Source organism: Arthrobacter sp. NtRootA1 (genome assembly GCF_019976975.1).
In the GTDB taxonomy this organism is placed as follows: domain Bacteria; phylum Actinomycetota; class Actinomycetes; order Actinomycetales; family Micrococcaceae; genus Arthrobacter; species Arthrobacter aromaticivorans.
Map to the genome: position 1 here is coordinate 4,341,928 of NZ_AP024630.1, position 12,884 is coordinate 4,354,811.

At 61.8% G+C, this 12,884-nt stretch carries 16 protein-coding genes; 7 read left to right on the top strand and 9 right to left on the bottom strand.

The features are described 5' to 3' along the window. Nucleotides 1-5: 5 nt before the first annotated feature. Complete coding sequence (locus LDN90_RS19725) at nucleotides 6-317, bottom strand: DUF4229 domain-containing protein (RefSeq protein ID WP_223949335.1); 312 nt, start codon at nucleotides 315-317, stop codon at nucleotides 6-8. Between the two features lie 87 nt (nucleotides 318-404). Here LDN90_RS19725 and LDN90_RS19730 point away from each other — a divergent pair, with 87 nt between their 5' ends. After that, nucleotides 405-848 carry a PLD nuclease N-terminal domain-containing protein gene (locus LDN90_RS19730; protein ID WP_216926849.1) on the top strand — a complete coding sequence of 148 codons (444 nt, stop codon included), beginning with the start codon at nucleotides 405-407 and terminating at the stop codon, nucleotides 846-848. 5 nt (nucleotides 849-853) lie between these two features. Beyond that, complete coding sequence (locus LDN90_RS19735; RefSeq protein ID WP_223946804.1) at nucleotides 854-1,465, top strand: hypothetical protein; 612 nt, start codon at nucleotides 854-856, stop codon at nucleotides 1,463-1,465. A gap of 79 nt (nucleotides 1,466-1,544) precedes the next feature. On the opposite strand, the gene ccsB is transcribed toward LDN90_RS19735, so the two are convergent. Genes ccsB through LDN90_RS19760 form a run of 5 tightly spaced genes read right to left on the bottom strand, consistent with a single transcriptional unit; the run spans nucleotide 1,545 to nucleotide 6,360 of the window. Continuing rightward, on the bottom strand, nucleotides 1,545-2,612 hold the full coding sequence (ccsB, locus tag LDN90_RS19740; RefSeq protein ID WP_223946805.1) for a c-type cytochrome biogenesis protein CcsB: 1,068 nt from the start codon (nucleotides 2,610-2,612) through the stop codon (nucleotides 1,545-1,547). Then, on the bottom strand, nucleotides 2,612-4,324 hold the full coding sequence (locus tag LDN90_RS19745; protein ID WP_223946806.1) for a cytochrome c biogenesis protein ResB: 1,713 nt from the start codon (nucleotides 4,322-4,324) through the stop codon (nucleotides 2,612-2,614). The genes ccsB and LDN90_RS19745 overlap by 1 nt, the downstream gene beginning before the upstream one ends. Then, nucleotides 4,324-5,079, bottom strand: coding sequence for a cytochrome c biogenesis CcdA family protein (locus LDN90_RS19750; RefSeq protein ID WP_223946807.1), 756 nt, complete (start codon nucleotides 5,077-5,079; stop codon nucleotides 4,324-4,326). The genes LDN90_RS19745 and LDN90_RS19750 overlap by 1 nt, the downstream gene beginning before the upstream one ends. Before the next feature lie 5 nt (nucleotides 5,080-5,084). Beyond that, nucleotides 5,085-5,690, bottom strand: coding sequence for a TlpA disulfide reductase family protein (locus LDN90_RS19755; RefSeq protein WP_216926844.1), 606 nt, complete (start codon nucleotides 5,688-5,690; stop codon nucleotides 5,085-5,087). A 4-nt stretch (nucleotides 5,691-5,694) separates the two neighbouring features. Continuing rightward, complete coding sequence (locus LDN90_RS19760; protein ID WP_223946808.1) at nucleotides 5,695-6,360, bottom strand: histidine phosphatase family protein; 666 nt, start codon at nucleotides 6,358-6,360, stop codon at nucleotides 5,695-5,697. 215 nt (nucleotides 6,361-6,575) lie between these two features. Here LDN90_RS19760 and LDN90_RS19765 point away from each other — a divergent pair, with 215 nt between their 5' ends. From LDN90_RS19765 to LDN90_RS19775, 3 genes are all read left to right on the top strand, one after another. After that, nucleotides 6,576-7,127 (top strand): YceI family protein, encoded by a 552-nt coding sequence (locus LDN90_RS19765; RefSeq protein WP_216926877.1) that lies wholly within the window; start codon nucleotides 6,576-6,578, stop codon nucleotides 7,125-7,127. Nucleotides 7,128-7,320: 193 nt separating this feature from the next. Then, on the top strand, nucleotides 7,321-8,001 hold the full coding sequence (locus LDN90_RS19770; protein WP_216926842.1) for a hypothetical protein: 681 nt from the start codon (nucleotides 7,321-7,323) through the stop codon (nucleotides 7,999-8,001). Between the two features lie 380 nt (nucleotides 8,002-8,381). After that, a complete protein-coding gene (locus LDN90_RS19775; RefSeq protein WP_223949336.1) occupies nucleotides 8,382-9,146 on the top strand; it encodes a hypothetical protein in 765 nt (254 codons plus the stop codon). A gap of 48 nt (nucleotides 9,147-9,194) precedes the next feature. Here LDN90_RS19775 and LDN90_RS19780 read toward each other — a convergent pair whose 3' ends face one another. Together LDN90_RS19780 and LDN90_RS19785 are read right to left on the bottom strand one after the other, a co-directional pair. Beyond that, a complete protein-coding gene (locus tag LDN90_RS19780) occupies nucleotides 9,195-9,902 on the bottom strand; it encodes a redox-sensing transcriptional repressor Rex (RefSeq protein ID WP_216926840.1) in 708 nt (235 codons plus the stop codon). Between the two features lie 83 nt (nucleotides 9,903-9,985). After that, complete coding sequence (locus LDN90_RS19785) at nucleotides 9,986-10,240, bottom strand: glutaredoxin family protein (protein WP_216926839.1); 255 nt, start codon at nucleotides 10,238-10,240, stop codon at nucleotides 9,986-9,988. A gap of 229 nt (nucleotides 10,241-10,469) precedes the next feature. On the opposite strand from LDN90_RS19785, the gene LDN90_RS19790 reads away from it, so the two are divergent. Further along, on the top strand, nucleotides 10,470-11,285 hold the full coding sequence (locus tag LDN90_RS19790) for an HAD-IB family hydrolase (RefSeq protein ID WP_223946809.1): 816 nt from the start codon (nucleotides 10,470-10,472) through the stop codon (nucleotides 11,283-11,285). A gap of 535 nt (nucleotides 11,286-11,820) precedes the next feature. Beyond that, on the top strand, nucleotides 11,821-12,402 hold the full coding sequence (locus LDN90_RS24305) for a DUF559 domain-containing protein (RefSeq protein WP_346346990.1): 582 nt from the start codon (nucleotides 11,821-11,823) through the stop codon (nucleotides 12,400-12,402). Between the two features lie 236 nt (nucleotides 12,403-12,638). Here LDN90_RS24305 and LDN90_RS19800 read toward each other — a convergent pair whose 3' ends face one another. Then, nucleotides 12,639-12,737 carry an AURKAIP1/COX24 domain-containing protein gene (locus LDN90_RS19800; RefSeq protein WP_003792170.1) on the bottom strand — a complete coding sequence of 33 codons (99 nt, stop codon included), beginning with the start codon at nucleotides 12,735-12,737 and terminating at the stop codon, nucleotides 12,639-12,641. Between the last annotated feature and the right edge of the window lie 147 nt (nucleotides 12,738-12,884).

A 12,884-nucleotide genomic window follows, 5' to 3' on the forward strand; every position in this document is an offset into this window, starting at 1 on the left:
TTTTCCTACTTGGAACCCGGGCGTTTGTCGTTGTTGACGGCGATGTCCGGGTTCTGCTCCACCAGGCCATCCTCTGCCTCGGCGTCCTCAACCTCACCAGCGGTGCGGATGGGCTTGGCCCGGCCGGAAAAGCGTTCCCGCATGGCCGCAGTGGCGGCGTCGCGCTGTTTCTGGAAGAAGAGGTAACTGATGGCGAACGCGATCAGCCCCGCGAAGACCACCGCCAGGATCCAGCCCACCTGCAAAAGGGCGAAAAGGATGAACAACGGCACGAACAGCGCCATACGGATGAGGGAATACTTCAGGAAAGCCACTATCCAAGTTTAGCCGCCCGGATGGTTGCACTCTGATCACAGCCGGAACCGGGCGTCCAGTGAATGCCTTCCGGCGACTAGACTTGGTGCATGCTCCGGGTTGTTGGCGTCGTCGTCGTCCTTGTTATCTTCGTCTACGCCCTCGTGGACGTGATACGTACCGATGGCAGGTACACACGCGGCATCTCCAAGCCCGCGTGGATCGTGGTCATGATCCTCCTGCCCCTCCTCGGTGCCGTCCTTTGGTTCATCTTCGGCAGGCCCTACGGCAAGGCCTCGGCGCAGCCGATCCGCCGCCACCCCACCGCCCCGGACGACGATCCCGAGTTTCTCCGCAATCTCGAATCCCGCCGCCGGAACGCCGCCGAGGAAGAGCGCCTCAAGAAGCTCAAGGCAGAACTGGAAGCCAAAGAGCGAAAGCTCAATGGTACTGATGGAGCGCAGGGCAGCCAGGGCAATAAAGCCCCTGGGTACAAGTCCGGCGATGCCAAGCGCGGCGAGCCCGATACCCATGGCACCGACGAACTGAAGTAGGGAACATGGCCCAGCAAGCTGATGGATCACGGCAGTCGTCTGCTACCGCGTCACCCATCGGCGGGCCACCCAGGTCTACGCCGCCTTCGAGCTCCGGCATTTCCCTGTCTCCTCCACCGTCCCTTGACGGCGTCGTGCGGCCACCGGGCCCGGCACTGCTGTCCAGGTGGCTGTGGGTAGCCAGCTTTGTCGCAGGAATCGCAGTAGTCGTCACCACTTTCCTTGCCCGCGACTCGCACCTGGACCGTCTGAAGGGCGTTATCGCGAACAAGCTCCCCGATGGCGACGCCCAGGCAATCGAGGGTGCAACCGCCGTCGTGTTCCTGGGAAGCCTGGCCATGCTTGCGCTGGTGGTCGCGATGGAAGCGGTCCTGCTGGCTGTGGCCTTCAAGCGCCGCAGCTGGGCGCGCTGGCTGCTGGCACCGGTGGCCCTCCTGCACGCCGTGGTCACAGTGATCACAGCCGATTTCGTCGTGGCGCCGGGAGGCGAAGGTCTCCTATCCACAATGCTGCTAGCCGTGCAGTACGTCTTGGCTGCAGCAGGCCTGATCCTGTTGTTCCTGCCCTCCACCACGGCGTGGCTGATGAGCGGACGACGGCGCGCGACGGAAATCTAGCCGCGTCCACCGCGGCTAAACGCCAGCGAGGCCGTGAGTGCCTGGCGCCTGTAAAGCGGCCTGGTCAGAGTCCCGAGTATTAGAGCCCGGAGTATGAGTGCAGGCCGTTGAAAACGGTGTTCACGAGTGTGAAGTTGATGATCACGCACGCGTAGCCAACGATCGACAACCACGCTGCGCGGGTTCCGGTCCAACCACGGGTGGCCCGGGCGTGAAGGTATCCGGCGTAGACCACCCAAATAACGAACGTCCACACTTCCTTCGGGTCCCAGCCCCAGAACCTGCCCCAGGCCTTCTCAGCCCAGATGGCACCGAACATGAGGGTGAACGTCCAGCCGATGAAGGCGATCGCGTTGATGCGGTAGGACAGGTTTTCCAGGCTCAGCGCATTCGGAACCACCCGCATGAAGCCAAGATTGTCCGCGCGGCCCGCGGCCAGGTTCTTCTGCCGGTACGACTGCACCAACTGCAACGCGGACATGGCGAACGTCAAAGTAAACAGGGCCGAGGACAGGACCGCGATGGAGACGTGGATGATCAGCCAGTAACTCTGGAGGGCCGGAACCAGGTGGCCAACCGGCGTCCAAAACGATACCGAGGCAGCCACCAGCATGATGATGGCCAGGCCGATGACGAACGTACCAAGGAACCGCAGGTCACGGCGGATGAGCACGATCAGGAAGACTGCCACGGCGACGAATGCGCCGGTGGTGAGGAACTCGTACATGTTGCCCCACGGCACCCGGCCTGCGCCCAGTGCACGGGTCACAACGCCCGCACCATGAATGAGCACGCCCAGGACTGTGAGTGCCACAGCCACCCGCGCAGGCACGCGGCGTTCGGCGGAGTACTTCATGTCGCCGGCGGCGGTGCCACCCTCAACGGTGAGGCCCGACGTCGGACGCTCGGCACGGCCAGCCGGCCCACCGGCGTCGACGACCCCCAAGCCCCCGCCGCCGCGACCAGCCGCCACAGCCACCTTCTGTGCCGGGGAGCTGGCAGCAGCCTTCTCGTCGATGGCACGCAGCGCCTTGCTGCTCTTGGCCAGGTCCCAGGCAAACGCGATGAACGCCACGGTGTACGTGCCGGCGGCCAGCAGCATGAACAGCTCGCTGTACTGGCCCAGGGTTTCGTTGATGACGGGCATTACTGGTCCTTCGAGGTTGGGGAAGAGACTGTGGGGTTTGCTGACGGGTTACCGGAGTCAGAGGGGATCTGCCATTCCCGGGTAAGGAGTTCGCGGAGGGCTGCTGCTTCGCCCGCGAGCCGGTGGTCTTCGCCTCGGGCCAGCAGGCCATATTCCACCATGGTGCGGCCGTCCTGGTGGGTCCCCGTGCGGACCCAGACACGGCGACGGTTGACGTAGAGCGAAGTCACCAGGCCGGCAACAGCCAGGAGGCCGAAGATCAAGGCGTACAGCTGGCCTGGGTTGTGGTGGACGTCCACGCCGATGTATTTCTTGACGCCGTCGAAGCTGATGCTGCCTTTGCCGTCCGGCAGTGTTTTGGTCATCCCCGGGGCCAGCGTGATTCCGCCGGCTTCAAGTTTTCGGCCATTGAGCTGTTGGAGGTTCCTGACATCCAGCTCGAACACGTTCTGGGGTACGCCCTTGTCCAGGCCGAGGTCCCCAAAGTAGGAATCCAGGCTCAACTGTGGGTTGAAGAGTTCGGGACTTGCGCTGAAGGAGATGCCCTCCTCGGACTTGAAGGCGGTGGGCAGGAAGAAGCCTTGGAATGCCAGCTGGTCCGGTTTGCCGTCCGGCACCTTGATGACCACGGATGAGTAGTAGTTATCGCCCTGGACCTTGGCCGTGACCGGGCCTTGGAAAGCAATGTTGCCCTCGCCGTCGCGGACCGTCACCACGGGGGCATAGCCGTTTCCGGTGAGGTACAGGCTGGTGCCACCCAGAGTGATGGGATCGTTGACCTTGAGGATTTCCTTCTTCGCCGGCGAATCCGGATTTTCCTTGGTGGTGACCTCGGCGGTGTAGTCGATGGGCTGACCGATCTTCTTTGGCGATTCGCGATCGAAGGTGGCCTCAAACTTGTCCAACTGGATGGAGTAAGGCTGGAGCCAACTGCTCTGGAAGTTGGTGCCCGGGGTGAATTGGTCGTAGCCCACCAAGGTATTGACGAACGTCTCACCCTCCACCAGGATCCGCTGGCCGCTGTATCCGAACAGGCCGCCGATAGCCACGGAAACCAACACGCCGATCAGTGAAGTGTGGAAGACCAGGTTGCCGACTTCCTTCAGGAAACCGCGCTCGGCACCCAGGGACGGGAGGTCGCCGTCGACGTCCCTGACTTCCACGCGGTAGCCGCGCCTTTTGAGCAGTCCAGCGGCATCGTTGATGGCCTTCGACGCCGGGATCCCGGCGTCGGCGGGCAGCGCCAGGGTGCCGTACTCAGGCAGGCGCGAAAGGCGCTTGGGGGTGCGCGGGGGCTGTGACTTCATGGCCTTGTAGTGGGCAATGGCCCGCGGGGTGACGCAGCCGATCAGGGAGATGAACAGCAGGATGTAAATGGCCGAGAACCAGGCCGACGAGTAGACGTCATAAAGCTGCAGGGCATCGAGTAGCTGGCCGTAAGACGGGTTGTCCTTAATGTACTGGGTGACAACCGCAGGGTTCGCAGGGCGTTGCGGGAACAGGGACCCCGGCACCGCGCCCACAGCCAACAGGAGCAGCAGGAACAGCGCCGTCCGCATGCTCGTCAGCTGGGTCCAGGCCCACCGAAGCATGCCCAGGATGCCCAAGGAGGGCAGCGCGGCCTCGGACTTGGCCTGCTGGAGTTTTCCTTCCGCTGTCTTGGTGCTTTCAGCGGCTGGTGACTTCTTCTTGGCTTTCACGGACTCGCTCATCAGATTGGCAACTTCACATCGGTTTGGAACCAGTACTGCAACTCGGTCACCCAGGTTCCCCACACACCGGTGGCCATCAGGATGCCGAGCAAAATCAGGATGCCTCCGCCAAACCGCTGGATCGCCAGGCGGTGCGTCCGGAAGAAGGACATGACACCCATGCCCCGCCGGACGGCAAGGGCGATCAGGAGGAACGGGATACCCAGGCCAAGGCTGTAAACGAAGGCCAAAAGCGCACCCTTTGTCGCCGAGGATCCGCCGGACAGGCTCAGCAACTGTACCGCGGAGTATGTGGGCCCGATGCATGGAGCCCACCCCAGGCCGAACGTCAGCCCCAGCAGCGGCGCGCCCCACAGGCCGGCCGGAGGCTTGGCATGGATCTTGGCGTCGCGCTGCAGCCAAGCAAAGCCACCCATGAAGACGATGCCCATGAGGATGACCAGGATGCCCAGCACCTGGGTGATCCAGGCGTTCTGCGGGCCTGTCAGGAGGGTCCCGAGTTGGCCGAACGCACCGCCCAGGAGGACGAAGATCACCGAGAAGCCCAGCACAAACAGCCCGATACCTGCCAGCATGCGGCCCCGCCGCTGCTTTTGGAGGTCGACCCCGGTCAGTCCCGTGACGTAGCCAAGGTAACCGGGGACGAGCGGCAGCACGCACGGCGAAAGGAATGAGACGAGTCCGGCCAGCAGCGCAACCGGCACGGCAAGCAGCAGTGATCCATTCAGGATCGTCTCGGCGAAAGGACTGTTCATTGGTACTACTCAGCCACTGCGGACGTAATGAGGGCCTTCAAAGTGCTCTTCTCAATTTCGCCCAGGACGCGGGAGGCAACTTTGCCCTCCTTGTCCAGGACCAAGGTGGTGGGCACCGCACCCGGAGGCACGATCCCGGACACAGACAGGAGCACGGCCCCGTCCTTGTCGTTGAAGCTCGGGTAGGTGAGGTTGAAGGTCTTGTCGAAGGCGTCAGCGGTGGCTTTCTCGTCACGCAGGTTAACGCCGAAGAATTGAACGCCTTGGTCCTTGAAGTCCTGGTGGAGGGCTTCAAGCTGGGGAGCTTCGACGCGGCACGGGGCGCAGGCCGCGAACCAGAAGTTCAAGACCGTGACTTTACCCTTAAGGTCTTCGGGCTTGACCGTGTCTCCATTGAAGAGTGTCCCCTTGAGCGCCACGGGTGCGGCGCGGTCCGCTTTGGCGAACTCCGTGACGGAACCGTCCCCGGCCACATAGTTCTTGTTGTCGCCTTTTCGGGCCTGCTCTGCGAGGGAGTCCTTCTGGGCGCAGGCTGACAGGCCCATGGTAAGTCCTGCCAACAGGACACCACCGGCTGTAAGGACGCCACGACGCGAAAGGTTGTTGTCCATGTGCCTACGCCCCCGGGGTGCTTGCTGCACCGGGAAGGAGCACCGCAGCAGGTTCGCTGTATTCGACCCGCACAATCTTGCCGTCGTCGTCCAGGACCAGGGATGTCAGGGAGGTCAAAGTGCACTCACGCTTACGGGGGTCGTGCGCTAGCCGACGGCCCTCGGCGGACCGGCGGGTGGACCAGATGGGAAGCTGATGGCTGACGAGGATCGCTTCAGCGCCGTCGCCACCCAGTTCGATGGCCTTGACGCGTGCGTCTTCAACGGCAGCCAGGACCCGCGCTGCTTGCTCTTTATAGGGCTCGCCCCAGGACGGCCGCAGGGGGTTCCGGAAGTAGAGCCAGTGCTTGGGTTTCAGGAATTCGCTGCGCGTGGGGTGGAGTCCCTCGAAGTGGTTCTCTGCTTCGATGATCCTGGGGTCCGTGTGGATGTCGAGATGGAGCGCCTCAGCAGTGGGCTGTGCCGTTTCCTGGGCGCGCGTGAGCGGCGAGGCGACCAAGTGGACAATCTTGGCACCCTCGCTCGCACGGACAGCGAAGTGCTCGGCCAGCATGCGGGCCATCTCCCGGCCCCGCTCGGAAAGATGGAATTCAGGCAGCCGGCCATAGAGGACGCCATCGGGATTATGGACCTCGCCATGGCGAAGCAGATGGACAGTTGCTTGGGGCATGTTTACCAGTTTCTCAAAGAAGCGGGGCGATCCGAAATCTTCTACCGCTAGTAGAACTCAAAGTTTTCTCAAAATGTTCCGTGGAGTTGGAATAAAAGATGCATATGCATGTTTATACTAGACACGAAGCTCGGTTGACGTTTCAAGTAAATGCATCAACCAGTCGGCCGGGCAAGCAAGCGGTACCTTCCACTACATACAGGAGCAACATCATGATGACCCTTCCCGCCAACGTCACCACCGGCATCTGGACCCTCGACGCTTCCCACAGCGAGATCGGCTTCACGGTCCGCCACGCAGGTATCAGCAAGGTCCGCGGTGTCTTCAAGGACGCCGACGCTACCCTCGAAGTTGGCGAGACGCTGACTGACTCGAAGGTCACCGCAACCATCCGGACGGCCAGCTTTGACTCCGGCGATGTCAACCGCGATGGCCACGTCAAGGGCGAAGACTTCTTCGATGTGGAGAAGTTCCCGGAGATCACCTTCGTCTCCCGCCACGTCAAGGCAAACGGCGACGGCTTCGATCTTGTGGGCGATCTCACCATCAAGGGAATCACCAGGGAAGTTTCCATCGAGACCGAATTCAACGGTGTCGCCGTGGATCCTTTCGGCAACACCCGTGCAGGCGTCTCCGGCGAAACCACCATCAGCCGCAAGGACTTCGGCCTGACATGGAACGCAGTGCTCGAGGCCGGCGGCGTCCTGGTCAGCGACAAGGTTGTCATCAACCTGGAACTCGCGTTCATCGCTCCGGCAGCTGCCTAGATCCACAACAGCTTGCACGGGAGCTTGCACGGCAGTCCCGAGTAAACGGCGCCCCGTCACAGTTCCGCTGTGGGGGCGCCGTTTCGCGTACTCAGAAGTCACCCTGCGATTATTCGGCAAACACCCTGTAGTTAGCTGCGAACCGGCTCCAAATCTCCTATGCATCCTTCAACCTGCGGTCTAAAGTGATGCCATGAGTAACCCAGACGAAGCACCACAGCCTCAGCAGCCCGGCTCCCAGCCTCCGCAGCCCGGCAATGTTCCTCCTGCGGGTTACCAACCACCGCAGGGTTACCAACCACCGCAGGGCTACCAGCCGCCGTCGCAACCTGGCCAGTATTCGCAGCCCGGACCGGGTCAGCAGGGCCAGCCAGGTGGTTTCCACTTCGAAATGCCCACCGACGGACCCCGCAACTTCAACGATGTCCTTCCGCAAGGTGGTTTCTCGGGCATCTTCAAGACCATGGGCCTGCCCACCGAGCTCAAAGTGTCCTACTTCATTTGGGTCATCTCGGGACTCCTGGGCCTCCTCTTTGGCCTCATTGGACTTTTCGCCATCATCGCTGCGTTCGCTTTCATGCCAGGAGTTGCGGCACTCCTTCTGGTTCTCCTGATCATCAGCCTTGCTGTTGCAGCCGCCCAGATAGTCCTCGCCATGAAGATGAAGGAAGGCAAGGAATGGGCACGCCTTGCCCTCACCGTCCTTGCCGCGGTTTCCCTGTTGCTCGCCATCTTTGGCTCCATCAACGCCGGCGGACCCGGTGCGGGCCTGGGTGGCAACTGGTTTGGTTTCCTGGTCAGCGCAGTCGCCGTTGTGCTGATGTGGTTGCCGAACTCGCAGCTGTGGTTCAAGGCAGTAAAGGGCGCCGTCTAACCCTCCTGAAGTACCGGCGTCGGGCTCTCATCCAAGCCGCCCTGACAGGTGAACAAGGCCGTGGTGGTCCATTGGACCACCACGGCTTTCATCATGAAGGCGTACGCCATCGTGATGATTTCAGCTCAAGCAGGAAATTCCTGCGTGTGATCATCCGCAGCACCGGACCCCGGAGGTACGGTGGAAGCAGAACCAGGCTGGGGGCAGGGTCTTTTTGCTGATCCCGGCAGCCGTACCAGCAGTCGAACAAGCAAAGGAATGCCATGAGCAACCCTCCCTACCCGCCGTCCAATGCCGGGGACGCCAATCCCGGCGATGCCAACACCGGTGATGCCAACAAGGGCGACGCCAACAAGCCTGAGCAGCCGGGCCAGCCATCCATGCCACAGTACGGTCAGCCCTCGGCACCGCAGTACGGTCAGCAGACTCCCCAATATGGTCAGCAGCCGAGCGCTCCGCAGTACGGTCAGCAGTCCCCGGCTGCCCCGCAATATGGTCAGCCCCCGGCTCCCCAGTACGGCCAGCAGACTCCCCAATATGGTCAGCAGGCTCCCCAGTTTGGCCAGCAGCCATCTCCCTACGGTCAGCAGCCGTCTCCCTACGGTCAGCAGGCCCCGCAATACGGCCAGGACACCAACTGGCCCAGCCAGCAGCCAGGGCCTACCACCGTTCCCCAGATGGTCAACATCTCCTTCTGGATGATCATCGCGGCGGGCATCCTCTCCGCCATCAGCTCGCTGATCCTGGCCACCACCGGCTCGGATGCCTTCATCAACTCGATGATGCGGCAGGCCGCACAGCAGGGAACGGAATTCCCCCCAGGCTCCCTGGAAGGCATGCGTGGCGGTCTTGTCGTTGCCGCCATCGTTGGGGCCATCGTGTCCCTTGGCCTATACGCCTTGGTTGCGTTCCCAGTCCGCAAGGGCAAGAACTGGGCGAGGATCCTGGGCACCGTCTTCGCGGCGATCTCTGTCCTTGGCCTCGCCGGACTGTTCCAGTTCGGTGCCACGTACGGCATCCTGCAGCTCTTGGTGATCCTGCTGGGAGTTGCCGCAATCGTCCTGCTGTACCTGCCGGCGTCGGCTCCGTACTTCCGCAAGCCGCAGCCTTTCGGCAACCCTTACCAGAACCCTTACGGCCGCTAAGCCAACAAGCTTCCTGTCATAACGTCAGCGGGCGCGGACCCGGTAAGGCTAGACAGCCTGACCCGGTGTTTGCGCCCGTTGTGCGTGGTACGCCAGGATCTGCAGCTCGGTGGCCATGTCCACCTTGCGGAGGTTCACGTGCGGCGGAACCTGCAGGAGAACCGGAGCAAAGCTCAGGATGCTCCGGATTCCGGCAGCGATGACGCGATCACAGACTTCCTGGGCCACTGTGGCGGGCAAAGCCAGCACCACCATGTTGGTATGGGTGCGCTCCAGCACACGTTCAAGTTCCGCTGAATCGCTGACCCGCAACCAACCCACCTCGTTGCCGATCACCATGGGGTCTGCATCGAAAATAGCCACGACGTCGAAGCCCCGGGACTCGAAGCCGCCGTACCGCGCCAGCGCCTTGCCGAGGTTACCGGCACCGACAATCGCGACCTTCCAGTCGTGCGTCAGGCCAAGAGCGGCGGCAATGTGACGGCTGAGGTACTGGACTTCATAGCCCACGCCGCGGGTCCCGTACGAACCGACGTAGGAGAGATCCTTACGCAGTGTGGAGGAGCTGACGCCTGAAGCCTCGGCCAACGCATCCGATGACACGCGTTCCACGCCTTCTGCCAGGAGCGAGTTGAGCGCGCGCAAATAGAGAGTCATCCGGGCCACAGCCGCGGGCGGGATCTGCTTGGCGGCAGGTTCGTGGTCCCCGCTTGTTGCCCCCGGGGACGGTTCCAGCGCAGTCACGGTTTTCTCCATTGCGTCGCTTGTTGTTCCACTCTATGGCCCTTGGCCGGACTCAACAAAAGCCGGTACTTCCGGGTAACAGAGTCCTCTGGCCCTCAGCCTTCGAGGACTCTTTTCAAAGTACGGGTCAAGCGCTGCTCGTCGATCTTCCAAAAGTCGCGCTGGACCCCATCCACCAGCACCACTGGAATTTCCTCCGCGTAACGCTGCTGCAGTTCTGCGTTACCGTCGATTGCCTGCTCGGTCCACGGGACGCCCAGTTCCGAGGTAACGCGCTCGACGGCGGCACGCGCCTCCGTGCATAGGTGGCAGTCAGCTTTGGTGAGGAGAACGACGTCGGGAATAGCCATGTCACAACGGTAACCGCCCGAACGCTCTCTCACATCCCACCCCCTCCGGGCCATCCTTCTCTCACATCCCACCCCCTCCCGGCCATCCTTCTCTCACATCCCACCCCCTCCCGGCCATCCTTCTCTCACATCCCAACCCCCTCCCCGCCATCCTTCTCTCACATCCTCTAGGGCAGCGCCCACCGTGCGCCCTCAACGCTGGACTCTGGCGATTGACTAGACTCAAGGCATGCCCGACGAGAAGAACGCCGCTGTGCTCGCTGACGCCAAAGTGCAGCAGCACACAGGCGAAGCCGCTTTCTTCGACGTCGATAACACGCTGATGAAGGGCGCCAGCCTCTTCCACGTGGCTCGCAAGATGTACGAACGCAAGGCCTTCACACTGTCCCAGGCGGCTGGCTTCGCTTGGAAGCAGTTCAAGTTTGTGATGCGTGGCGAGAACATGGACGACGTCCATGCCGTGCGCGATTCCGCTCTGACCCTGGCGGCCGGGATCACCGTCGAGGACATCAAAGCCCTGGGCGAAGAAGTTTATGACGAAATGATCGAGTCCCGGATCTGGCCTGGGACGAAGGCCCTTGCGGAGCAGCACCTTCGTGTCGGCCGGAGGGTGTGGCTAGTGACCGCCACGCCGATTGAGGTTGCCACAGTCATTTCCACGAGGCTCGGTCTGACAGGCGCGCTGGGAACCGTGGGTGAGGTCCATGACGGAATGTATACCGGAAAGCTAGTAGGCGACATCCTGCACGGGCCGGCTAAGGCCATCGCGGTCCAACTAGTGGCTGAGCAGGAAGGCTTGGACTTGGATCACTGCTGGGCTTACAGCGACTCCGCCAACGACATCCCGCTGCTCACCATGGTGGGTCACCCCGTGGTGATCAACCCCGACTCCAAGCTGCGCCGGCATGCCCGCGACAACAACTGGCCGGTCTACGATTTCCGGTCCGGACGCCGTGCAGCAACGCTCGGGCTGAAGGCGGCAACTGTGGGTGGCGCCATTTATGGGCTGTGGCGTGGATTCTCAAAGTTCCGAGGCCCCCGCTAACCGTTCTTCTCTCACATCCCGCCCCGTCTCCACCGTTCTTCTCTCACATCCCGACCCGTTTCCACCGTTCTTCTCTCACATCCCGACCCGCCAGTCGGAGGCCTGTGGATAACTTCTGCACGCTCAGCTGCTTCCAAGGAACAATGCGGGTATGCAGAATTCGCTACTCAACCCATCAAGCCCGGTCTTGGGGCCCTTCAGCCTGAACGAAGCCAAAGCAGCGGGCATCGATCCCTCAGTCATTTGGCGCAATAGCAACATCGTTCCCGTTAGCCGTGGCTTATACCGGCCAAGTGATTGGGATTTCGACCTTGCGTCAGCGGCCCGTTCCCTCTCCTCAGCCAGCCCTGGCGCTTGGATCTCCCACACAACTGCCGCCAGGCTCCATGGCTTGGTCTTGCCAGCGTGGCTATCGGATTCAAACGAATTGCACTTGAGCAAACCGCGACGTCTGCCGTCGGTCCGGCGCAAAGGCATCATCGGGCACACCCAAACGCTCTTCGAGGGAGAGATTGAGCAAGTCCAAGGGATTTGGATGAGCACTCGAGCCCGAACATGGCTGGATTTGGCGCGTCGCCTTCCCCTTCATGACCTCGTATGCGTGGCAGATCAGTTGATTCGCATTCCACGGCCCGACTTTGAGGGGCGCGATGCGCCGTTCGCTACTGCCGAGGAGCTTCGGTGCATGGTCGAACGGCACAAAAACCGCCAAGGCGTCGTCCGGGCACGGGAAGCCCTGGACCTTATGCGCGTCGGGGCCGACTCGGCTCCCGAGACTTTGCTTCGTTTGGCCATGTTTGATGCCAACTTGCCGGAACCTCAGCTCCAGGTGATGCTCCGTCCGAACGACCCCTTCTCGCCTTCAGCGGACTTGGGTTTCAAGAGCCGTCGCCTCGCGATCCAGTACGACGGCGGCCATCACCTTGAGGAGGAGCAGATGCATAGCGATCGGCGCAGGGATAAAGCATTTAGGGCAGCCGGTTGGACTGTCCTTGTCTTTGGAAAAGAGGACCAGGCGGACAATTTTGGCAACGCTGTTCGGCAGATCAAGAGGGCGCTACGGACTGCATGGGTAGATCCATCCGTTGCATCCGGGTTTGCCAGGAACACGACGTGAGAGAAGATCCGGCCACACCCCGCAGGATGTGAGAGAAGATCCGGCCAGAAGCGTCCCGCAGGACGTGAGAGAAGATCCGGCCACACCCCCTGCAGGATGTGAGAGAAGATCCGGCCAGAAGCGTCCCGATGTGAGAGAGGAACAGCCAAAATGCCGCAGGATGTGAGAGAGCGTTGGGATGCAAAAATGCCCGCCGCCTTGGAGGGCAACGGGCATTCACGCTTGGTGAAGTATCTCTACTTCTTATTGCGGCGCTGGTGGCGAGTCTTGCGAAGCAGCTTGCGGTGCTTCTTCTTGGCCATACGCTTGCGGCGCTTCTTAATAACTGAACCCACGAAAGTTCCTTACAAACTAGATGAAGGTCCTGTCTGTTGGAACGGATCCGCGGACTAGCAGCAGACAGTACAACTGACAGATTCTTACATTGACGTAAAACGTTCCTTAACAGAGTACCGCTTCAAAGGGGCACCCCGTGACCACGG